Origin of the sequence: Chitinophaga eiseniae (assembly GCF_012641265.1) — a bacterium.
Taxonomy (GTDB): domain Bacteria; phylum Bacteroidota; class Bacteroidia; order Chitinophagales; family Chitinophagaceae; genus Chitinophaga; species Chitinophaga eiseniae_A.
The window spans coordinates 248,960-273,476 of record NZ_JABAHZ010000005.1 but is presented as its reverse complement, the minus strand read 5'-3'; the positions used below and the strand labels follow the sequence as shown (position 1 = coordinate 273,476).

Sequence of the window (24,517 nt, the reverse complement as noted above, 5' to 3'; positions counted from 1 at the left end):
TGCTTCAATTTTTCATATTGAAATGACTACTGTTTGATGATCATCTTCGACGTCCTGGTACCATCTTCAAAGATGGTGTTCAGCATATATGCTCCACTCTTTATATCCTGCACATACAGCTGGTTGCGTTTACCGCGCGTGGCAACTTTTTTAATGGTTCTGCCATCCATGGCGTAGAGTATTAGTTGCTGAATAGGTTTGCGCGACTGTATATTCAGGGCTGCCATCACCGGGTTAGGATACACCAGTACTGACCGGCTGTTCATGGATATAGTGTCCAGTTCCTGCCGGAAGACCGGGGTAGTTGCATTGGCGCAGGGCCAATGCAACATCATATATCCGGTGGCAAACAATAACAGTTTTGCTATGCTGATTTTTTTCATACAACTGCTTTAACGGATCAGGTTAATAACTCCTTTCTTTTCTGTTTTACTTCCATCGGTAAGGGTGAGATGACATACATAGATGTACACGCCGGAAGGCAATGCTTTTCCTTTGTATTGGCCATCCCATCCTGTTGTCTGGTTGTTGGACTCGAAGACTTTTTCGCCCCACTGGTCAAAAATGGCCATGTGCATTTGTTTGATGATATAGCCATATACCAGCAGCACGTCATTTTTACCATCGTTGTTTGGCGTAAACGTATTTGGAATGTAGATGCCGTCAGGTAACGTTTTACCTTCTGCCGGCAGTGATTCCTTATCTTCGCAGCCTTTTGCGCGTACGATCAGTTTCACGGTCTGCACCGGTTGTAAGCCGCTGATAATGTGTACCAGTCCTTCTCTGCCGGATGAAGGCAGGGTCCAGGTGGTGCCACCGTCAACAGATACCTCATAACCGGTGGCGTTGGCTATTGCCTTCCATTTAAACCGGATCATATTCACGCCTACGCTGTCTACCGTTACCACCGGGGTAGCAAGTACCGGCAACACATGCACGACGGCTTTGGCGCGGAATGCACCAGGACATCCGTGGGTGAGTGTTTCGAGATAGTAGGTGCCATCGGCCGCGATATTATTAATCGTATAGTCGCTTCCGGTATATAGCAGGTTACCTGCTACTGGTGCGTCGTACCAGTTGTACAGTACGCCCGGTTCCGGGTTTTTGGCAGACAGGGTCACGTTAGTGCCACTGCAAACCGTCATGGAGTCTTTTTCGATCCGGGCAATAGCAGGAGCGTATACTTCCACTTCTTTGGTGGTGTCGCCTACACAGCCTTCAGCCGCTACAATGCTCAGTTTTACCTGTTTTACGCCTGGATACCTGTAGTGTTTCAGGGTGTCTTTTGCGGTACCCAGAGTAGAGTCGCCGAAGTTCCAATTCCAGCTACTGATAGCCACACCGTTACTGGTAGCGGCGGTTCCTTTGAACAGGGCGCCGTCATTTAAGCAGCCGGTGTAGTCAACGCTGAAGTTCACCACAGGCGCAGGAATCACTTTAATCTGCAGGATGCTTTCAAAGCTATTGCTGCAGCTTTCTATATCGGGATGTGAAATCAGGATAGGCACATCGTACATACCCGGTTTACTGAAAATGTAATCTGCAGGTACGGTGAAGCGATAGTATTTACGCTCATTGCTGATCATAGAATCTACCGGTACCGGGTTGTTCTGTACGATATCTGTTTTAGGAGACAGGCTGGCTACCTGGCTGAATTTCCAGGTGATGCTGGTTGGTTTCACCGGTATCAGCATAGAGAACCGGAATGGTGTTTTAGCACAGGTATAGGTGTTATTCTGACCACTGTTATTCATTACGTTGTTGAATGAAGGCAGGATGTTCAGATTTTTCACCAAAGTACCGGCGTTGTAGCCGTAGCTTTCTACGCTTCCGAGGCCATAGGTGATAGCAGTAAATGCAGAGTCGCTGGTAACGGTACACTGTGCCGGTGCGGCAGGCCAGCGTTTCACCACTACCGTATAGCCTGTGGCATTAGGATGCGGATAACTATGGTCGAAGGTAGCGCTGCCATCGATGAGCAGGGAGGACACACCTGCTGTTGGTATAATAAGGGTCAGGTAATTGATGTTGATGGCTTCCTGTGTATTACGGTACAGCCCTACTTTTTTGATACCCTGTTCTACCGGGCTCAGATAGATCATTTCCGGATCGCCATCACCGTTGGTATTGGTACAGGCTCCGCTGGACGACATATACTGGGCTACCATAATAGGCTGATTAGCCTCGATATTGTCAGCGCTGTTGCTTTCAAACTGGTAGAACCGGTTATTGATCAAACCTGTTAACACCATACCATTTACTTTTACCTGGGTAGCAGGGTCTTTCACCAGCACGCGGTATATATTGGTCATAAAGGAGCTGGCGCCGCTGCTGTTGGAAGTGGGGGCGGTGAGGTACTTTTTACCCCATGCCTGTGATGGGAAGTTTTGCTGGATCAGGTTGTCGCCCGAGCTGCCTGTTGATCCGCCACAACCAATGCCGGTACGGCTGCTGCCGGAGAATACGGCCATCGGGTAACATTTGCCATCTTCGTTGAGCACCGATCTTACACGGCTGCCCGACAAATCATATCCTTCACTGCCGCCGCCTGGCATCATAGCACCCAGTACCTGGTACACTTCACCTTTATTCAGTGTAACCGTGAACGTTGTATTGGCTGGCTTGCCGGCCAATGTTGGTACCGAAGGTGTAATTTCTACCTTGGTGTTGTCATAGTCGGCGATCACATAGAACCAGGAATAGGTATCGGTACTGTAATTCTGTCTCGACGACATGGTGGCATATTCATATCCATAGGTGCCTACCGGCAATAGCATGGTGGCGCCGGAAGAAGCGCTGCCATAGATATGCGCATAGGCAACAATGGGCACATCACTTTCTATACTGATGCCTTTATCGGACAAGCCTTCTTCTATGAGACGGGCATCATTCAGTCCGTTCTTTGGTATAATCTCCGTAGTGATGGTTTTATTGGCCGGAATATGATATACACGTTCCCAGCTGGTGCCGTTGATACGAACGGTAACATTGGCAGAATCCTGCGCATTGAGGTACAATACCATGTTCTGCGAGTTATCGCCGGAGAAGAACTGGTGATGGCCATAGCCTACCCAGAACCGGGTGCCCCTGTTGGAACTGTCGGCCGGTTGTAACAATTGCGTATTGTTGTCGCCGCCGTTCAACCCGGTAAATTTATCCAGGAAGTGCAGCGAGCTATCCCTGATCACGTTCGGGATATCGTATACATGGCTCACCGAATCCACTATCCAGGTATTGGCATTGTCAGTACGGCCCATCCTGATGTCTTTCTGACGCCTGATAAATCCCTGCCATGGATCGAGATAGAACTGATCGATATTAAAATTGTATTGGCCGTTGGCAGGTGTTACATCCACATCTGTATAGAAATACATATGTGCGGTACCGTTAGCCAGGTTAGGCGGCTTAATACCGGAGTAACGTCTTACTGCTATGTTGGTGGGGATAGCAGTACCCGGATTCCAGGTGATTTTTGTAACCGTATCTGTACCAAACATAAATGTCTGTGTAACACCCGGCGCCGGTGTGGCGGGGAAGGCGGGTAACACCGGTGGTACAGCTGTTGGCAGGAACTCATAAGCGCCCATATCCGGTACGCCTTCGGTCAGCTTAACCGGTCTGAATGCGCCGTTGATATCTTTGTCGTTACCTTCTATCTGCACACCACGACCATGGATGGCCCATACTTCAGGGTCGGCAATGGCAGGTTGCAGCGTGGTATCATTTACAAAAGCAGGTTTGTAAACAATCGAGTTGATATCAAGGGTATCTGCGCTGATATATTCATGCAGTGTGGCATAGCTGCCGGCGGGCGTTTCCTGTTTTACGAGTACGGTACCTTTTGTATATAGCGTATTGTAATCGCTTTTCAGGTAAAGCGGGTCGGCCACATACATCGCCACACCGCTGGTATCTGATGCGAAGATGTTGTTCTTAATCTTCACATTGCCATAATAGGTGGAGGTATGACTGAAATAAGCAGCGTAGTTATCATCCGTAGTAACACCGCTGTTCAGCACCGAGTTGTTATAGTAATTAAGATTGGAACTGCTTCCGCTGTAAATGCCATAGGCATTGGTACCACTGGCTTTCACGCTGATCACGTTGTTGGAAATCGTGGCAGCATCCACCTGGTAAAGTTCCAGACCGCGTACGTCCCCGGTAATATTTCCTCGTGTAATGATCCGGTTGCCGGATACCAGTCCTTTTATACCTGCATTAGCATTTGCATTTTCCAGGTAGATGCCGTGGATGTCGTCGGCGGTATTGTTGATAGTAACTTTGTTGCCGGAAATAATATAACCGTTGGCGTTATCCGCATGGATGCCATAAGCATCGGACGCGAGGTTGCCGCTCATACTCACCTGGTTGCGCTGAATGATCAGGCTGTCGGTATATTCTGCATAGATGCCGTTTACATACGACTGGTCCAGTTTGTTACTGTCCAGTACCAGGCCTGGCGTAACAGCGCTGTAAGCGCCCGACCAGTAGATACCATTAGATCCGTTACTGATGATATTACCACTGATCACGTTGCCCGTACCGGTACATTCGTCGCCGTATATACCGCTCACCGTTGTTCCTGTGCTGGTAGTAGCCGGTAAAGGAATGATACAGGCGCTGATACTGTCATAGGAGGACGTGTTGGTATACACCACGCCTCTTGCATTGGTGGTACCTGCTGGTTTTACAGTGATCGCTTTCCAGGTAACATAGTCCACACTATCCAGCTTCAGCACATAGTTCAGTGCGCTGGTACCGGTGTAGGTCAGCGTTACAGCAGCGGCATTGCCGGTTTCGCTGCTAAAGGTAACCCTGTTCACCGCAGACGCACCGGGGATATGATGCATGGTAATTTGCTCGGTATAGGTACCTGCTTTTGCGAGGAAGGTAACGGGACCGGCTATACCGCATTCCAGTTTGGAAACAGCGCTGCTGAACGACTGGAAGTTGGTAGTACTGGTAGGTAACGCAGGGTTAATGGTATACACACCAGCCAGCAATGGCGGATTCAGGTTAGCCTTTACCGTAGTGGAATAGGCCGTGTCTGTACCTCCGCATATAATCCGGCAGCGATAGTAGTTTTCGATACTGATGGTAGTATTGAATACACTTACATACTGCGTATCGCTGGCGTTTACCCATGGACCGGAAGCCGATGCGGAACGTTGCCACTGATAGGTTTGGGTACCACCGGTACTATTGCCTGTCAGGTCCAGTTTAATGTCGGTGCCCATGCATACCGGGGTAAGTGGGAACACCGTAGAAGTTCCCGGTACTACCGGTTTGCTGCAATTAGGTACGCTTACTTCATAAGCGCCCATATCTGGTTTGGTAGTACTCCTGCTTGCACCCAGGATATCTGTGGTAATGCCTACTGATTTACCGGTGTTGTCAAGGGGAGATATTACCGGGGCAAAGTTGCCGGCAACAGGATCTGCAAATACAGGCGGAACGGCCAGTGAGTTGCTATCCAGTTTGGTGCCGGCTGTCCATGCCGCCAGTGTAGCATAGTTGGAACCTGCTACACCGGTATAGGCGGTATTGAAATCACTTTTTACAAAGATGTCATTGTAGTTGGAGGTCATCACGGTGCTGGCGGCAATGCTCACACCTGTTCTGCTGCCTTTACCGGCTCTGCTGATGTCGAGTATATTGTCGAAGAACTGTATACCGGTAGCAGTACCTGACTGATATAAACCGGTGGTGGTGTTGGAAGACGTATTTTTACTATCGTTCAGCACAATGGTGTTGTGATAGTAGTAAATGTAATCAGCGCTGTAGTTGGAGAAACCGTACTGTGTACCCTGTCCGCGGAAATCATACACCACGTTATTGAAAACTTTGGCAGGATTGGTAGCGGTGGCATCTGCATACGAAAACTCGATCCCGTATACAGAAGAGGTGGAAGTAGGCGAACCACCAAGCATGTTGTGGATGCGGTTATTGCTTACCACTACATCTGCCGATTTACTTTCTACGCTGATACCGTATACAGAATAACTGTTATTGGTACGTCCTGGCCTGGAAATATCGTTGTGATCTACCAGGGTGTTCGTAGTATAGCTTACAGAGATACCAGTTTCATAAAACTCTTTGATGGTATTGTAGCTGATGCTGTTGCGGGTAGCTGGCGCGGCTGTTTCAGCATAGATCGTGATGCCATAGTATCCACCGGTGATAGTATTTTTTGAGAAGATATTACCATCGCAACCATTATTGGTACCACTGTTAGGACTGGATTCACTGCCATTTACCACAATACCTGCATATTCGTAGTAGGTACCTTCGGTATCTGTCAGGATGGTACAACGGGTGATTTTGTTGCTATCAGCGTTGTTCAGCAGTTGTACGCCATATCCATAGTCGCCGTTGGTGGCGTCGATAACAAGACTGTCGAATACGATATGATCGGCGCTGTGCAGTTTGATGACCGCTCTTTCATTGCCGTCGGCAGGAGCAAATTTTATCGTATTGCCGTTACCGTTAAAAGTAATGGTATTGACAGCAGAGGTACCCGCAATAGAATCCAGTACCAGTTGTTCGAGGTAAGGACCGGAGGCCGGCGCTACATTCAACACAATGGGCCCCTGAATACCGCATTCCATTGCTGCTTTAGCCGCATTGAAGCTGATAAAGTTGGTGGCGCTGGCAGGGATGTTTTTATTAATGGTATAAGATCCTGCCGGGAAAGCCTGGTTTACGGTGAGCAGAATGGGCTGTGAGTAAGCTGTATTGCCACTGCAGGTAACGGCTACACGATACCAGGAGGTGGTGACAGCCGTAATCACAGTATCCGGGTTGGTCAACAAACCACCTACCGGTGTATAAGTGCCGGTAGCCGTAGCAGATTTTTGCCATTGGTAGGTTTGTCCCAGCCCGATGGTATTGTCTGTCAGCGTTAAGGATACTTTTCTGTTCACACAAATCACAGAGGGACTCACCTGTGCGTTACCACCCAAAGGTGGCGTTACGCAGGGACCGGGCGTAAATTCATACGCACCGATGTCCGGTGTGGTAGTACTTCTGGTCGCATTGTTAATATCCACCGTGATATTTACCGGTGTACCCTTATTATCAATAGAGGCGTTGGCAGGTTGGTAGTTGCCGCTACTAACAGATACAAACAGTGGATTGGAACTTACGGAGTTGCTGTCCTGTTTGGACGCAGTTTGCCAGTCAAGCAGGCTGGCGTTGTTGGCGCCATAGTAACCGACGTTATTGGTGCCGCCGGTGGCCGCCAGGTAATAGTCATTCCTGTTGGCGTGGATGGTACCATTGGTAGCAGAGAAATAAACACAATATTTACTGCCGCCACCGGTGCGTGTTACCGAAATGAGGTTGTTTACAAATTCAACGCCATCTGCTTTGGAGGTCTGGTAAAATCCGCGGGTGGTATAAGTCGCGGAGGTCGTAGACGCGCCATCCAGTGCAATGGTATTGTGATAATACCAAACGTTGTCTGACCCTGAATTATAGATGCCATACACATCTCCCTTACCTGTAAAATTATGCAGCAGGTTATTGCTTACCACATTCTCCAGTTGGGAGAGCGCATCGGTGCTGGAGAAATAGATGCCATGGGCGGTGCTGGTACTGTTCGGGGCGCCGCCAAAAGGGTTACGGATAATGTTACGGGTAATGTTTGCCTTCGTACTCAGGTCCGTAAAATAGATACCATAGAACGAAGTAACATTACTGCGTGTAGGCCTGCTGATGATATTGTTTTCAATCAGTGTGTTAAACGAGCCGGTTACATAAATACCATAGCTGTAGAAGTTGCTGATTTTATTATTGATGAGTTTATTGTTACCGTTGGCAAATGTATTGCTGCCGGTTAACACGATGCCATAGTAACCGCCGTTGATATTGTTGTCAGCAAAGGTGTTGAAATCGCATTTTGCCTCGCCGGTAGAGGTGGCGGACGTAGAGTTGCTGATCACGATACCTGCGTTGCTGGTAGAACTGGAGGTGGTATCCAGTAAGAACGTACAGTTGCGGATGCTGTTATAATCCGCATCATTGGTCAGGTGTACTCCCCATCCGTTGTTGGTGCCGATGGGTTTGATCACGAGATTATTGAATGTGAAGTAATCTGCGTCAGATAGTTTAATGACCGCCGGTGAAGAAGAAGTACCGCTGTAGGTCAGCGTATCCCCGTTACCGTTAAAAGTAATGGTATTGGTGGCGGAGGCGCCGGGAACAGGGCTGATCAGCAGTTGTTCGTTATAGGCGCTGCCGCCTGCCGCTACGTTGAATATAACGGGACCATTGATCCCGCATTTGATCGAGTTGTAGGCGTCATTAAAGGAAGCAAAGTTGGTACCGCCGGTAGGCAATGCCTTATTAATGGTAAAAGTACCGGATACTGCCAGTGGTGAGGTTACGGTTGCACTGCTGGAAATTGCGCTGGCATTGGTGGTAGTACAGGTTACTTTACAACGGTAATAGGTGGTAACTATTTGCGTGGTCTCCAGCCTGTTAGTGGTATCGTTGGGGATATCTGTCCAGGTACTGTTATTGGGAGATGACTGCCATTGATAATGTAGCCCCGAGGCGATTGTGGTACCGGATAAGGTAACAACTACTTGTCCGTTCATACAAACGGTAGAAGTGCTGGCAGTGGCAGTACCTGGGGTAGGTGTGCCGGTGCACGCAACCGCAGGTGTCCAGGAAAATTTAATATCCGGACGGGTAGTCATGTTGCCGGAATTACTGGTACTGGTGGTGCCGCATAAATAGTTGAGCCCATCGGTTCTGTAGGTATGCGAGCCATTAAAAGGAAGACCTGTTGTAAAAGGTATTTCGGGGTTGTGTGTATACGTAGTGCGCGTATCTGAATCGGGGGCGCCGTTACATATTTCTACCACGATATTGTCAGTTCCGTTCCAGAAAAAATTAGAAGAGAAGGTGAATATATTGATACCTGTTTTGGGCAGGTAATCTACCGGGCCATACACCTGGTTGCTGACGGTGATCCAGGTGGTGCTGCTCAGCGTGGTATCGCTGGTGACGCCAATTTTAATCGTGTATTGCTCAACGGTATCTGTGGCATTGAGATTAAGCACATTAAATTTCAGGCCGCTGATTACGCCGGGAGCCATACCTGCTTTATGCAGTTCGGATGCACGGTAAAGGAACTGCGCGCGGCTGCCCTCGTAATAGTCCTGCATGGGGCAGGGATATCCCAGGTCTGTATTACCCGAAGTGCTGTTACCAATGCTGATATCTGTTTGTGCTGATAGCCGGGCTACCAGCATTAGTAGTACTCCTATAAGTAATGTTGTTTTATATAAATAACGAACCGTACAATTTCTCATATGAGGCTATTTTGATTTTGGTTGTTGTAATTAGAAAGTCTGCCAGTTGATCCACGATTTGCCATCCCTGGCATTGACCATATCAAAGGTGGATGCGCTGGTTTGTACCAGGTAGAAGCCCTGCGGGTCAGCCATCAGTGCCCTTGTTTTTTGCACAGCAGGAACATAGTTGGCAGGATCTCCGTAAAAACCATCGTCATTGAAAATGATCCGTCCATCTGTGGTAAAAGAGGGAGCGCTGTAACCCGGACCAAACTCGATACTGTTCTTACCATCCTCCTGCTTTATCACAAAGCCGAGGAGATCCAGCGAGGTGCCGGGGCCATTAATCTGCGGGTAATAGGTGAGAAAGGCATAGTTGGGTAAGCCGGTGATATGACAGGCGTCATCTTTACCATCTGCATGAAACCCGTTGACGGTTGTCCAGTACTTTTCATTTTGTAAGGCGTACCGGTACCACTGTTGGGCTGCTGATGGATCAATGGCCAATGGAGTAGCCGTATTGGTGATGGTAGCCGGCTTACTGTTGATGGTAAAGGCGATGGCGCCGTTTTCCCATTTTACCTGGTCCAGGCTGCTGATGGTGGTGTTATTGGCTTTGAATGCGGGGATAAGGGTAATACCTGTTGGCGTATAGGTGTAGCCGGTAGTTACCTGTTGTGGCTTCCCATCTGCTATCCAGGTAAAGGTGATCCAGTGCAGATATTGGTTAATGCTTACATCATAGTCGCCAGAGCTGGTAGACAGCCGGTGAAAGTAGGTGAGCAGGGCACCAATGCTATCGATCGACCGGTTGATCTTATGCTGCAGGTAGTTTTCCTGGTCCTGCTGCGTGGCCTTGATCAGTACAGCTTTGCTGCGATGGAAGCGGCCGGTGAGCCAAACGGAGTCGCCTTGTGCGCCGTTGATGGCAAATTCAAAGTCAGAGCCAAGACCGTTGCCATACGCGCCGCCATTGTGGCTGGCATCAGGATCACAGAGTACATGCAGATAAGAATAGGTATCGAATAGCAGGGACGGCTGTTGTAATGCTTTCAGGCGCCAGCTGCTTTCATGTACGTTGTTGGTACTGGCAGCATCGAAATCGGAAAACATTTGTACCCGGTTGGCATCGGAGAAACTGAAATAGAAGCTGTATACGCTTCCGGGAACGCCTGCCGGGTATACCAATGCCTTCCAGCCGTATGGGGCGCCGGTGAGCACCTGCTGGTAATGTGACAATGTATCATTGATACGCTCATCCGGTGATTTATCAAAAACGGGATCTGTTTCCTTTTTACAGGAGCAGATACCGGCCAGGATGAATAATAAAAAGATAAGGTTGTTTCTCATACTGTTATTTTTACGCTCTGGGGAGCGTTGCTTTTAATAGAGTAACTGATTGATTTCTCTTCGCGTGCGTGTTTGGAGACTGTAGAAGTCGATATGCCATACAATGGAGAAATAGCTGACCACGAGCGCTTCCTTTTGCCGTAGCCGTGACTGCGCCTCAGCTTTGGATACACCATTGATGCTGGTACCGTTGGGGATACTGTTGACGATGGCGTCGAACCCGTTTTTTCCTTCTACCAGCATAGTGGATACCATTTCTACAAAATCTTCGTCAAAACTGGCCATGGAGTAGGGTGTTACAAAACCATCGCGGTGGGCCTCCTCGTCAGAAACGTTATTCCAGTTGCCGGTGTAAAATCCAGCGCAGATGCGTTTAAAAGCAACGGGGTACATTACTGTCTGATGCAGGATATGGCCAAACTCATGCTCTATTACATGGAACATTTGTTTTACGTTGGAAGAATCGGAAGGCCGGTATCCTTCCATTCCTTTTATCTGAAAATCGTTGACTAGGTACAGCACTACTTTTCGGCCTCCTTCTGCTGTTCCTAGGGTAATGGTGCCGTTTTCGTTCCAGCTTGCGCTGCCGGACAGGATAAAATACTTAGGGCAGTATTTTTTGAAGAAGGTGGCCCCGGCTTCGGCGATATAGGTATTCATCCATACTTTTTGAATGGCCGACATTACCGGTATTATCTTTTCTTCTTTGGGCGGTACCAGTGTCTTGTTCAGTTCAAATTCGAACTGGTCCCATTTATATTTTACCGCAATATTGAAAGGCACCGTCAGGGTATCGTGCAGCCATTTATCCAATGGTGAGTTCACCCAGGTATCGCCGCCAAGGCCGGGAATATTTTCCACGTGGCCCGGGTCATCTTTCTTGCTGCAGGCTAACAGCAAGCATAGGGGGATGATGAGTAATAATGCTTTCATTTTGTTGATGTATTAATGTTGGTAGTATCGCTATGTTATTATCTTGGGTTTAATGCTATTCCGGAGGTAGTGGCAGCAGCCGGGATCTGGAACAGGCGGCGGTTATCGTCGGCTTTCAGTTCCAGTATTTGTCCTTCCCTGGTGGTATGTATCACCGGCATTTTGTAGCGTTGCAGGTCAAACCAGCGTTGTCCTTCCTGTACATATTCTGCCCGCTTAAAATCCAGGATGGTTCGGATACAGGCGCTTCTGGTATCGGTGATACCATAGAATTGCTGCATGGCCGATAGTGTGATGATATGTTGCGCGGCGTTGTAATTCCGGATACGTTTGCTGGCAAACAGGTTGAGATCCGCCAGTACGGCGTTGGTGTTGTTAAGCCAGGCATTGGCTTCTGCGCGGTTAAACAATACTTCTTCCGTGGTAAATAAGGGGGTCATCACATAGGGCTGTCCGATGGTGGCATTCACGGAATTTTTAACGAAGTATTCCGATAGTTTAGGAACAAAATAATCCTGGGAGCCATAGTAATATAAAGGGTACGACCAAACGCCACCGGTTACATTGCGGCCCAGTATCTGCGCCTCATGTACATAGTCGAGATCGTACCGCAGCCTGCCTGCATTGCGGCCCCAGAGGGAGGGGGCTTCGGCAATCAGCAGGTTGGCTTTTTCGTTGGCGTTGGCATAGAGGTCGAAGATTTGTGCGGGCGACATGCTGCCATAGGTGCTGTTCCACTGACGCATGTTGTTGGCTACATCGTTATTGGAAAAGGTATGGTCGGCGTAGGCTATTACTTTAGGATAATCTTTTTTAAAGAGATAAAAACGGGTAGCAAATGCGTAGGCTGCGCTCTGGTTAAAATGATAACGGGGAACGCTATACGCATCATCGTTGATCAGCGGCAGGCCGGATAGCAGGTCTTTTTCCACCATGTCGTATACATAGGCTACCGTTTTACGTTCATACTGTTTGATGACTACGGTTTCGGGTACGGTTACATAGGGGATACCTGGATCATTGGCGGCGGTGGCAGCATCATAGCTTTTGGCAAAGATATTTACCAGCATAAAATGTGCGTAGGCCCTTGCCAGCAAAGCTTCGCCCCGCTGACGTGTATAGGCGGCGGGATCTGCTGCTTTTTCACAGGCTGCCAGCGCCTGGTTAGCGGCAGCGATTGCAGTGTAGCAGGCTTTCCAATAGGCCTCGGGTGAGTCTTCCTCGATCCACTGGATATCACTAAATACATATGCATCCTGGTTGGGGCGGTAGTACACGCCTACGCCTTTATCCCCTACATTGTCAGACATGGCCTCGCACATAGTGATATAGCTGGCCTGCGGGTACGCAGTGCCCAGTAGCTTACTTACTTTGGCGGGTGTGCTGAGATCCGTCCAGGTACTGTCGGGCACCTGTTCCAGGTATTTTTTGCATCCGCCGGCGATAAGCGTGGTGAGCGCAAATATGCCGATAAGGGCGGGCTTTATTTTTCGCTGAGTGGTTGACGTTATATAGCAGATTGACATATATACTTTTTTAAATACCAACTTTTAATGAAAATGTGAATTGCTTCTGAATAGGCTGGGCTACACCACCGGCGTTGAAGAACTCAGGGTCCTGGCCCTGCAGCCTTTTATCTGCATAGATCAGCCATGGATTGATGGCGGCAGCGCTTACGGCTATGTTGCTCAATCCGGCGCGCCTGGTGAGCTCTCCGGGCAGTTGATAAGTCAGCGATACTGTTTTCAGGCGGATAAAATCGCCTTTAGCCACTCTTTCTGTAGAGTAGTTGTAGTTGTTGTAAGGATGGGCGCCTTTGAGTAGTATTTGTTCAAAAGCATCCAGTATAGAGGGAACATGTGTGGTGCCTTCATCACCCGGCATTAGCCAGCGGTCGTAGAATTCCTTGGGCATGGCGTCGAGGTCGGAGTAACTGGTTTTGAAGGCAGGATACAAGCGGATCTTGTTGCCAAACTGGTAAGTAAAAAATATATTCAATGATAGAGCTTTATAGCGGAAGGTATTGGAGAACCCGCCTGTGATGGGTGGATCTACCGGTCCCTGGTATACCAGGTGACTGGTGTTTAGTGATTGCAGGTCTACATCAGCACTATTTGCGCCATTCTGGTTAATAAATGAGGGGGCGCCTGACTTTGGATCAAGACCGGTATATCGGAGGGAGAAAAGACTGTGTACCGGGTATCCTTCTGTGTTACCACCTTCAGCTACCACGAGGTCGAAGATGCCGGGGATATTTTTTGCATTGGTAATTTTGTTGGTGCTGTAACCGAAAGTAGCGCTGGATTTCCAGTTCCAGTCTTTAGCCCGGATGATATCTCCGCCTATCATTACTTCCAGTCCTTTAGAATCCATGTCTGCATAGTTGGCGGCTTTAAACATTTCGCCACCGATGCCGGAAGTTTTGATGCGGCTGATCAGGTCGAAGCTTTTACGTGTATAGGCATCGATGCTGAAGTTGAAGCGGTTATTAAAAAATCCGCCGTCGATCCCGATGTTGGTGGTGTATAATTTTTCCCAGGTGAGATCATCATTTTGTAAATGAGATAACCGGATAACAGATTCTACTTCTGTGAGATGCGGACGGTTGGTATTAATGGTTTGATAGACTATGTTGGAATTGGTAGCAGGCCCCATACTGGCGGTTAAGCCGTAGCTGGCGCGAAGGGTCAGATAGTCTAGCTGACGGATGTTTGCAGCAAAAGCTTCCCTGTCTATATTCCAGGAGCCGGCCACGCTCCAGGTAGGGAGCCAGCGGGCTTTACGGGATTGCCCGAGACGGTTGGAGCCATCGTAACGGCCGGTAGCCGTGAAATTGTATTTGTTATTGTAGGCGTAGGTGCCGGTGGCGTAAAATGCGGCGAAACGGTCGTAGTCTCTGCCCATACCGAAGTACGGGAAATTACTTTCAATGGTTTGTTTGAGGATGCGGTAGTCGGTAAAGGTGGCGCCGCCGTTGTCGTATTGATAGCCATAACCGGTGTTCGATGCGTTCTGACGGTCAGCATATTTTACTTGTTGTCCTACCAGTATATTGAGATTATGTTTTTGCGCGAAGGTATCGGAGTAATTGATGCCATTACGGAAGTCGTAGTTCAGCAGCTGGTCTTCGGTACGGTTGTAGAAACCGCCGGCGGGTAATACTATTACCGGCAGAGCGTCCGGGTGATCCGGATCGCGGTATAAAAATTTATTTCTTTCGGCGATAGTGGCGTTGCCGGCTGCGCGGTAGGCGTTGGCCATGTTGGCATTTTCCGTGATCTGGTGTTCCCTGGAAGATTTCACATACCGGATAGCGCCGGTAAATTCGTAGCGGATATTTTTTGTCAGTTTCCACGACAGGTCTCCCTGTAGGCGGAGGTCCATCATATTAAGGTCGAGGTAATTATTTTCCAGTTCGTTGATGATATTGAACGGCGCATAATTCCGCCTGAAGTATTCCAGCTTTCCGTTTTCATCATACGCTGTCAGTGTGCGGCTGGTATTGAGGGAGTAGCTGAAAGGGTTGATATCGAAATCGCGGTCGTATTGACCTTCTACCGGGTTACTGCTGCGGGTGAGTGCGCCGGGTGCTTTCTGGCGGCGAACAGAGGCGAGTGTAGAGAACCCGGCGGAGAGTCTGTCGGACAGTTTATAGCTGTTCCGGTAGTTTAGTGTGTAACGGGTAACTTTATCGGCCAGCGTCCATCCGTTATCACTAAAAAAGCTGGTGGAGAAATAGGATTGCGCTTTATCGGTTCCTGATGAAATGCTGAGTGAGTGTTCCTGTACAAAGTTATTCCGGAAGAGGAGGCGAAACCAGTCGGTGTTGGCTTTGGCGTAGCGCAATAAAAATGCCTTGCGGTGTTCAGGGGTGTTTTCTACGGGAAAATTTCCGTTGTTATCAGCGTCGAGCTTTTCGTACAATTTACCAAATACGCCGATGTCGCCCTGGGAGAGTATATCCGAATTAAGGATCCCTTTTCTTTCCAGTTCAGCCAGTACGGACATCTGCTGTCCGGAGTTCATAATATTGAAGTTGCTGTAGTTGGGTTTCAGCTGTGTACTGAAGTTGCCGCTGTAATTAATAACGGGCTTGCCCGCGCGGCCTTTTTTGGTAGTGATCACTACCACGCCGTTCATGGCGCGGGCGCCGTACAAAGCCGCTGCTGCAGCGTCTTTTAAGATATCAAAACTTTCGATGTCGTTGGAGTTAAGGCCGGCCACTGCAGAGCCCAGCAGGGTGGTAGGGTCTCCGCTGGAGAGCTGGTCGTTGGAGATATTGACCACATCTTCCAGCACCACCCCATCTACTACCCATAATGGCTTGTTATCGCCATTGATAGAAGTAGCTCCACGGATACGTACTTTAGGTGCGGAACCAAAGGTGCCGGAAACGTTTTGGATGGCTACGCCGGCAACCCGTCCCTCAAGCATGCGGCTTACGTCGGTGAGTCCGTCTATTTTCACGTCTTCGCCTTTCAGCCGGGTGGCGGCGCCAGAGAATTTTGTTTTATCGATGCTCTGGAAACCAGTGACTACCACTTCCTGGAGGCGGGTGGGTTTTTCTTTCAGTACAATGGTAAGAGCGCCGCTTCTGAAAGAAGCAACGCTGATTTCTTCTGTCTTGTAACCGGTATAGTTAAATACCAGGACGGCGTCGTTGGCTACTTTTTTTAGTTCAAATACGCCTTTTTCATTAGTGGTTACACCACGGGAAGTGCCTTTGATCATGATACTTACGCCTGGCAGGAGCTCTTTCTTTTCATTGGTCACTATACCTTTTACATCTGTAACAGGAAGGGATATACGCATTGGTGTACCTGTTACAGATAAAGAAGCGGGCTTTTTGCTGTTGTCATGCTTGATGACTACGCGGTCGTACATCACACTATAGGAAAGGGAGTAAGGAGTAAGTAGTTTGTCGAGCAGATCGCCTACTTTTTCGTTATGTGCATTCACACTTACCTTATTAACATCCAACACCTCGTTGCTGACAAATACAAAGGATACTTCAGCGAGATTCCCGATTTTTTCCAGTGCATCTTTAAGAATAACATTCCTTAATTCAATGGTGATCTTTTTGTCAAGTGCATCCTGCAAACCATTTCTGGCATAGGTTTTTGTTACTGCAAGCAGGAGTAGTAAGCAATAAATAAATGAATTTTTTTTGCGGAACATAAGTATGTTTTATTGGTTTCGTTCGGGCCATAGGATCTCCGTTCCGGCTTCTGGCTGAAACCGGGCAATAGACGGCCTGCTGCATGAGCAGGAGTGTTTTAAATCAATTATATGATGGCCGTTGTTAGCCGGACAATAAAGAAGTAATCGGTATCATGTGCGATGTAGTTTTTTTGGTTGAAAATTATGTTACGGTTTATAGCTACGGTAAGTATGGGCAACAGGTAGTCATCTGATCCAATGTGTTACATTTGATCAATCAGTTAACCAGCATGAAGTGCATTCAGGCTAAAGGCCACCAGGATAGTATACCAGACTTATAGTATTTTCTTTCTTAGAATCGGGTTCAGTTTTGTTGATAGCAGTTCATCTTGAATATAGTTTGGTTAACGATATTTCGGTTGTTTTTTCTATTTACAGTTACCGCCAACGATAATGTATCCATTGCCAGCACTGTCTTTCCTGACTTTGGTATCTAATAAAAATGCAATTAGCGCAAGCGCTTTATCCAAATCATCTGTTGTGTTAAAGGAACCGTAAAACCTGCACTGTGCAGACTTCTGGTCTGTTACTACGGGTACGTTATAATATCTTTGCAGGTCGGCGGCAACTTTAGATAAAGGATCTCCTTTGTAAATAAATTTACCACTCATTTTCTGCGTAAAAAACCTGGCGTCTTCGCTGGCATCCTGTAGTCGCAAGTCTTGCGATACCGGGTTATACACCGCGCCTTTGTTGGCTGTTAGTACCAGTTGTCCGTTTTTGCGGGCCTGGTTTCCGTATGTGTTTACCTGTACCATTCCGGACACTACCACCACCCTGGCCATATTTTTCTCGTGTACTTCCATATTAAAGGAGGTGCCTAATACGGTGGTATTTATCAGCGAAGAAGAAATAATAAAAGGGTGTTTCGCGTCATGGTTGATTTCAAAAAAGGCTTCTCCTTTTAAAACTACCTCCCGGTTCCTGCTGTCAAATTCCTTCGGAAAGCTGATGCTGGAGGCTTTTTCAAGATGAACGACGGAGCCGTCCGGCAGTTTCACTGTTTGTCGTTCTGTGGTTGTGGCAAATACCTTTTGTTTCACCCGTTCCTGCCATAGCATATACCAGGCGGCGCCAGCCAGTAGCAATACCACGGCTGCTGCGGCAATTTTTTGTTTATATAAACGGAATATACCTTTAAAAGAACTATCGTTGGTGCCTATACGCTGATGGATGTTTTTCAACATCCGTTCAGACAGGCGTTTATCCAATATCTGCTTTACTGTTGGCAGGTCGGCTTCAAAATACTCGGTGGCTGCCATTTCCAGCTCTGAAAGATCGTTGGTCTCCAGGTAATCCGCCATCCACTCCTGCTCTGCGGCAGTCCACATATCTTTCTTTAACAGTTGCTTGAGGTATTCCTTTCTGTTGGGCACTAGCGTGATGGTTTAATCTAAATACGCGCAGTTGATAAAAAAGGGGGGGCCCTTTCCGGACTTTTTTTTAAAAATAAAAACATTAATTTAATCATAATATAAAATCCATTGGCTGGATTAGGAATCATGGTAGTTTAGAAACAGGAGCAGCAGCACAATATATTTATGGTCCCCGTTGCGTTGCATATAATCATTTAGTTTGATCATGGCGGCCGATAGATGTTCTTTTACTGTATTCCGGGAGATATTGAGTTCATGGGCTACTTCTTCATAGGTTTTACCTTCCAGTTTACAGCGGGTAACTATCGTTCTTTTTTTAGGAGATAATTTTGAAATGGCCTGTTCCAGCAAATGATACTGTTCCTCGTCGATGTTCTTTCGCTCAATGGCTACCGGGTCATCAGCATCGGCCTGGAAGATGTTTTTATGCAAAGCCTGTTCACGCAGCTTTTTTCTTACAAAAGATACACACATGTTAAAGCTGATCACAAACAGCCATCCGCTAACGGATTGGTCCGATTGTATATCCTGTCGTTTTTCCCACAGGCGTGCAAATACGTCCTGCAAGATATCTTCTGTTACCACTTCATCTTTCACAAACTTGAAAATATTGCGGTACACCGCCTGATGATATTTCCAGTACAAGGCATCGAAGGCACTTACTTCGTGGTTTTGTAATCGCGTTACCAATTCGGCATCTAGTATATTCATATTTCTTCTTTTATATAAATCATATCGTGGAATATAATTTATACGGCTAGAAAAAAGCCAGGTTCCCAAAGGCAATGGCATCAATTCTGATGCATAAATTAGTAACAAATATTATTATTTAATAAATAAATTCGTATTAACTATAATTGTTAATTGTTATAAGCATATACAGAGGGATAAGTGTAAACGAAGCGGAGCTTTGAGGAAGGGCTGGGTCAGCCGGTATAACAGGCTATGTTGCTTATTTGGGTGGCCGCTGCCAGGGCAGGTAACGTAGCAGGATATACGCCGTCGCCTGCGTTTGGCGCGCCATGCATTTGGGATACAATGTAGATCGGTATACATAAATTAAAGTGGCTGTGGATCAACTTTGAACCGTTCATCTTTTTTGCCCCGACTATAATAATTTAACGCCTATATTTATCCCCTGGTATTCCATCTTCACTATAAAAAAAATTATAATCAACCATGCCGGCCATTGAGGGGCAAACAGATGAAGCATTGCTATTGTTGTTACAGTCGGGTGATGAAAAGGCCTTAAGCCTGTTGTACAAGCGGCATTGGGAACCCCTGTTCCTTTCAGCCTACCAGGTGCTGAAAGACAAGGAAGCCTGTAAGGACCTGGTACAGGAACTGTTTACAGAACTGTGGCAACGATCCCATCGTATCCGGCTGAATAGCTCCCTGAAGGCGTATCTTGCTGCGAGCATCCGTTATAAGGTGTTTCGTTATATCAGGCAAAATCCTGTGCGGGAAGAACTGTTTGATCATATGCTGGAACGGATGGGAACCGCCTCCCCGGAAAGTGAGCTGGCCGTAAAAGAACTGCAATCCCTGCTGAATACCCTGATAGACACCCTCCCGGAAAAATGCCGGGTGATATTCCGGATGAGCCGGGACCAACACCTCTCTTATAAAGAAATTGCTGCCCAATTGAACGTTTCGGTGAAAACCGTTGAAAACCAGATCAATATTGCCCTCCGTAAACTGCGCTCCGCCCTCGGTTATGCCTTACTGCTGCTCCTGTTGATGGACAAATAGACCCCTCTCTAAAATTTTTTTTTGACCTGCCTTGGGGGTAGCGCTGTTTTTTTGTCACTAGTGATAAAATACCCGGTATGAACAGACAGGAGTTTTATTCATTGATAGATAAATGGATGGACGGATCGGCAAGTGAGGAAGAGGTGAAGCTGCTCATGAACTATTATCACAGCTTTAAAACCACGCAGGAGTGGGATGAAAGGAAGCTGGGCGCCAAATCCTTGCTGGAGGCGGAAATGGAGCAACAGTTATTGTCCCGCATCCGCACTGCCGCACCGGAAACAGTACCGGTAAAACGTACCTGGTGGCCAGAGATGGCCGCAGCGGCAGCGGTGCTGTTGGTACTGGCGGTAAGCGGCTGGTGGTATTTCCAGCGCCCGGCTGCACCAACGCCTGTTCATTCCCGGCAACAGCTGGTGGCTACTAAGGCGGGGGAACATAAAAAAATACAGCTGCCCGACAACACGACCGTTTGGCTCAGTCCTGCTTCCACACTGGCATATACAGCTGCCTTCGGAAGGGAAAACCGCGAGCTTACGCTGAGCGGGGAAGCCTTTTTTGATGTAACCACTAATGCCGCGCAGCCGTTCATTATTCACAGCGGACGTGTAGATACCCGCGTATTGGGCACCTCTTTTAATATCCAGGCATTTGATGCACAGCCGGATGTATCGGTGACCGTGTTAACCGGTAAAGTGTCGGTAGGCAATGCAGATAGCGCAGTGCATGTATCGCCCAGTGAGCGGGCTGTATTTAGTAAGGCCACGGGTGTTATCACGAAGGAGGGCCAGGTGGCTGCCGGCAACCTGCTCAGCAGGCGTGAGGGCATCCTGAAGTACGACAGGGCCGGTTTGCCGGAAGTGGCGGCGGAACTGGGGTATTATTACAATGTAAAAATTGAGATCAAAGGAAAGATTTCCAACTGTTTCTATTTCGGGGAATTCAATACCAACGGCACTTTAGACAAAGCGTTGCGGCAATTGTGCTTGTCGCTCAACGCCACTTTGGAAAGCAACGGTACTACCTATATCATCAGGATGGATAAGGAATGCTAAATGTTATGAAATAAACCACCCGCCTATGCATAAGGAAGCGGCACCTACATAAAAAGAACCTCCCTTGCGGGAGGCTGAAAGTTAAGTTCTAACGCTAGTTTGCCACACTGGCCTGGTAACCGATGGCAGCTAGTTTTTACTCAACCTTAATCTACGTAAAAGTATGAAAAAATGTGTACCTGTAATAGGCATGTTAATGAAAATGTCATTGTGTATTGTAGTCGTTGTATGTAGTACCACACTAACACTGCTGGCCAAGCACACCGAAGCCCAGCTGCTTGAGAAAAGGATTACGCTGAAAGTGGAAGGCGGCGCATTGCATGATGCGCTGGACGAGATAGGCGCCAGCGCCAATCTTTCTTTCAGTTATGCCGTTAACCGGGAAATCTTTAACAGCATAGTCACTATCCGGGCAAAGCACCAGAAAGTAGGCAATGTACTGAAAGAGCTACTGGCGCCATTTTCCCTGGAATATTTTATAGCAGATGATAAAGTGATCATCCGCCGCAGCAATGAAATGCTGGCAAATATGCTGCTGGACGCAGATGCCGGTCTCATGTACAAGGATATCCGCGGAAAAGTGGTGAATGAAAAAGATGAGCCTTTACCCGGTGTGTCTATACGGGTGAAAGACGCTTCTATGGCCACTGTTACCGATGGAAAAGGAGAGTACCTGCTGAAAGGTATCCCTGAAAATGCGGTGCTCATTGTATCCTTTATGGGATATAATACCCAGGAGATAGCCAGCGGTAAAGACACCCAGCTGAGGATCGTACTCACGGAAGACACCAAAAAGCTAGGTGAAGTTATAGTGGTAGGGTATGGCTCCCAGAAAAAGGCAAGTCTTACCAGCGCGGTAGCCTCCGTGAAAGGCGCTGCGGTAGCGGAAAGGCCCGTGCCCAACGTAGTGAACGCCCTGCAGGGTCAAGTGCCCGGCCTGTTTGTACAGCAAACAGACGGTATGCCCGGAACCAATAACAACAAACTGAATATCCGCGGTATCAGCACCCTGTCGAGCAACCCGGTGCTGGTACTGATAGACGGTGTGGCCGGTCAGCTGGAAACAGTGAACCCGCAGGACATCGATAACATCAGTATCCTGAAAGATGCCTCTGCCACCGCTATTTATGGCGCCCGCGCCTCCGGCGGGGTAATACTTGTAACTACCCGTAAAGGTAAACTGAACAGCAAGCCGTCGCTGGCGTATGATGCCTACGCCGGCACACAACAGCCTACCTATCTCCCAAAACTGGTAGACGCAGTATCCTTTATGCGCAAATGGAATGAATCCCAGCTGAACGATAATCCTGATGCCACCGTACGTTTTTCCGATGCCGATATCCAGAAATACGCCAGCGGGGAATTGCCCAGCACCGACTGGATTAGTGCCATCTTCAAAAAGAACGCCCTCCAGATGCAACATAACGTGGGCATCTCCGGCGGAACAAAAAATACAGATTACTTTGTATCACTTGGTTACCTCAAACAGGAAGGACTGGTACAGGGGGTGATGAATGAGCGCTTTACCTCGCGGGTGAACGTAAATACGCAGATCCTGGACAACCTGAAGTTCGGGATCAATACGGTGTATATGAATGCGCCTAAAAGTTTTGCCGGCGCCGGTATTTATACCACCGCCATGCACTGGGCCTATATCCTGAACCCTACTGAATGGGCTTATACGCCACAAGGGCGCGACAGAAGCTACCGTGGCGGTTCCCAGCCGGTAGCCATTATCAATCATGGAGGGTTTGAAAACTACAAGGACAATTACTTTAACACCAATCTCTCATTAGATTACGGGATCACCAAAAACCTGTCGGTAAAAGGACAATATTCCTATAACAGCCGTGATATCAAACACAAAATTTTCAGGGCTACCTACAAATTGTACGATGATGAGGAGAACCTCGTTACTACGCAGCAATCGCCCAACTCTTTGAACGACGATTATAATACTGCTATTAACCAAACGTTCATCGGTACAGTGAATTATGGCTTGCAGGTAAAGCAGCATGATTTTAAAGCATTGCTGGGATACAGCCAGGAAAGCATGAAGTATGACGCCTATTCCCTGGGTCGGCAAGATTTCCTGAATAATGATATCCATGTGATCAACGGGGGCAGCGTGAAAAAAGACCAGTGGAGTACCGGCGGCCGCGCTTATGAATGGGCCATCCAGTCGATGTTTGGAAGGTTATCCTACAGCTTTAAAGACCGCTACCTGCTGGAAGTGAACGGGCGGTACGACGGATCTTCCCGTTTCAAAAACAACCGCTGGGGATTCTTCCCCTCAGTTTCTGCCGGGTGGCGGATTTCGGAAGAAGATTTCCTGAAAAGCTCCGGCACCATCAGCAATCTTAAGCTGCGCGCCTCTTACGGAAAAGTGGGCAACCAGAATGCAACGGGAACGGATACACGCGGTATTTATTCCTGGGCCAGTTTGATTGGTACTGGCGCTTCTTACTTCAATGATAAAGCGCAAACCACTACCTATTACAACAATACCGCTAACCCGGATCTTACCTGGGAAGAAAAAGTAACCGGGAATATTGGTGTGGACGTCGGCTTTTTCCAGGAGAAATTAACGCTCACCGCAGATGTGTTTAAAGAGAAGACCACCGGTATATTGCTGACGCCCAGTGTGCCCTCTACCTTTGGCCGCGATGCGCCGGTCATGAACCTGGGCCGCATGAGCAACTGGGGATGGGAAGTATCCGCAGGCTACCAAAACCGCGATAATAGGCTGAAGTACGGCATAATGGTAAATATCTTCGATTCACGCAACAAGATCCTCGACCTGGGCGGTACGCCAGATGTATTACAGGAAAACCCGGTGATGGTAGGGCAGTCGCGCTGGACGTGGTATGGTTATAAAGCGCTTGGGCTGTTCCAGTCAGATGAAGAAGTAAAATCATCACCCACTTATAAACCACAAAACAAAGCAGGAGACATTAAGTACCAGGATATCAACGGCGATGGGCAGATTACCCCGGAAGACCGAGTAATACTGGGTGATGCAGATCCGCATATAATGTTTGGCGTGAACGCCAATTTCTCCTGGAAACAGTTCGATTTGAGTATGTTATTCCAGGGCGTGCTGAAAAATAAAACGTATCTCACCGGTTATGCCGTAAGCCCGTTCAACTACGGCGGTTCCTTCACCACCGACCTGATGGACTCCTGGACGCCGGAAAACAGAGGCGCCCGCTATCCCCTGATGCGGCAGGACCTCAGCGTGAACTACGATTTTTCCGACTGGTGGTTGTATGACTCAAAATACGTGCGTTTGAAGAACCTGCAACTGGGATACAGTGTGCCCAACAATATTTTGCAGCGTACGAAGATTGGCCAGCTCCGTTTTTATTTCATGATGGAGAATGCGCTGACACTGAAATCAAAACGTTTCCCGAAAAGCTTTGATCCGGAAATCGACAACTGGCAATCAGGTGTGAACTTTCCTCAAATGAAGACTTACACCTTTGGCTTGAACCTGAAATTCTGATCACGCTCTCACTGCAAAACAACA

General features: G+C 48.0%; 11 protein-coding genes. 3 read left to right on the top strand and 8 right to left on the bottom strand.

Annotated features, from left to right (window positions below; translation table 11 throughout):
* Window positions 1–26: 26 nt before the first annotated feature.
* The 8 genes from HGH91_RS21265 to HGH91_RS21230 form a co-directional block, all read right to left on the bottom strand.
* A complete protein-coding gene (locus tag HGH91_RS21265; RefSeq protein WP_168740819.1) occupies window positions 27–383 on the bottom strand; it encodes a T9SS type A sorting domain-containing protein in 357 nt (118 codons plus the stop codon).
* A gap of 9 nt (window positions 384–392) precedes the next feature.
* A complete protein-coding gene (locus HGH91_RS21260; protein WP_168740818.1) occupies window positions 393–9,320 on the bottom strand; it encodes a gliding motility-associated C-terminal domain-containing protein in 8,928 nt (2,975 codons plus the stop codon).
* Between the two features lie 30 nt (window positions 9,321–9,350).
* On the bottom strand, window positions 9,351–10,652 hold the full coding sequence (locus HGH91_RS21255) for a DUF4302 domain-containing protein (RefSeq protein WP_168740817.1): 1,302 nt from the start codon (window positions 10,650–10,652) through the stop codon (window positions 9,351–9,353).
* 33 nt (window positions 10,653–10,685) lie between these two features.
* Window positions 10,686–11,585 carry a putative zinc-binding metallopeptidase gene (locus HGH91_RS21250; RefSeq protein WP_168740816.1) on the bottom strand — a complete coding sequence of 300 codons (900 nt, stop codon included), beginning with the start codon at window positions 11,583–11,585 and terminating at the stop codon, window positions 10,686–10,688.
* A 38-nt stretch (window positions 11,586–11,623) separates the two neighbouring features.
* Complete coding sequence (locus HGH91_RS21245) at window positions 11,624–13,111, bottom strand: RagB/SusD family nutrient uptake outer membrane protein (protein ID WP_168740815.1); 1,488 nt, start codon at window positions 13,109–13,111, stop codon at window positions 11,624–11,626.
* Between the two features lie 10 nt (window positions 13,112–13,121).
* A complete protein-coding gene (locus HGH91_RS21240; RefSeq protein ID WP_168740814.1) occupies window positions 13,122–16,763 on the bottom strand; it encodes a SusC/RagA family TonB-linked outer membrane protein in 3,642 nt (1,213 codons plus the stop codon).
* A gap of 410 nt (window positions 16,764–17,173) precedes the next feature.
* Window positions 17,174–18,181 (bottom strand): FecR family protein, encoded by a 1,008-nt coding sequence (locus tag HGH91_RS21235; protein WP_168740813.1) that lies wholly within the window; start codon window positions 18,179–18,181, stop codon window positions 17,174–17,176.
* A 117-nt stretch (window positions 18,182–18,298) separates the two neighbouring features.
* Window positions 18,299–18,892 carry an RNA polymerase sigma factor gene (locus HGH91_RS21230; RefSeq protein ID WP_168740812.1) on the bottom strand — a complete coding sequence of 198 codons (594 nt, stop codon included), beginning with the start codon at window positions 18,890–18,892 and terminating at the stop codon, window positions 18,299–18,301.
* Window positions 18,893–19,360: 468 nt separating this feature from the next.
* Here HGH91_RS21230 and HGH91_RS21225 point away from each other — a divergent pair, with 468 nt between their 5' ends.
* The 3 genes from HGH91_RS21225 (at window position 19,361) to HGH91_RS21215 (ending at window position 24,493) form a co-directional block, all read left to right on the top strand.
* Complete coding sequence (locus tag HGH91_RS21225; RefSeq protein WP_168740811.1) at window positions 19,361–19,933, top strand: RNA polymerase sigma-70 factor; 573 nt, start codon at window positions 19,361–19,363, stop codon at window positions 19,931–19,933.
* Window positions 19,934–20,010: 77 nt separating this feature from the next.
* A complete protein-coding gene (locus HGH91_RS21220) occupies window positions 20,011–20,988 on the top strand; it encodes a FecR family protein (protein ID WP_168740810.1) in 978 nt (325 codons plus the stop codon).
* Window positions 20,989–21,151: 163 nt separating this feature from the next.
* Window positions 21,152–24,493 carry a SusC/RagA family TonB-linked outer membrane protein gene (locus HGH91_RS21215; RefSeq protein WP_168740809.1) on the top strand — a complete coding sequence of 1,114 codons (3,342 nt, stop codon included), beginning with the start codon at window positions 21,152–21,154 and terminating at the stop codon, window positions 24,491–24,493.
* The last annotated feature ends 24 nt before the right edge of the window (window positions 24,494–24,517 follow it).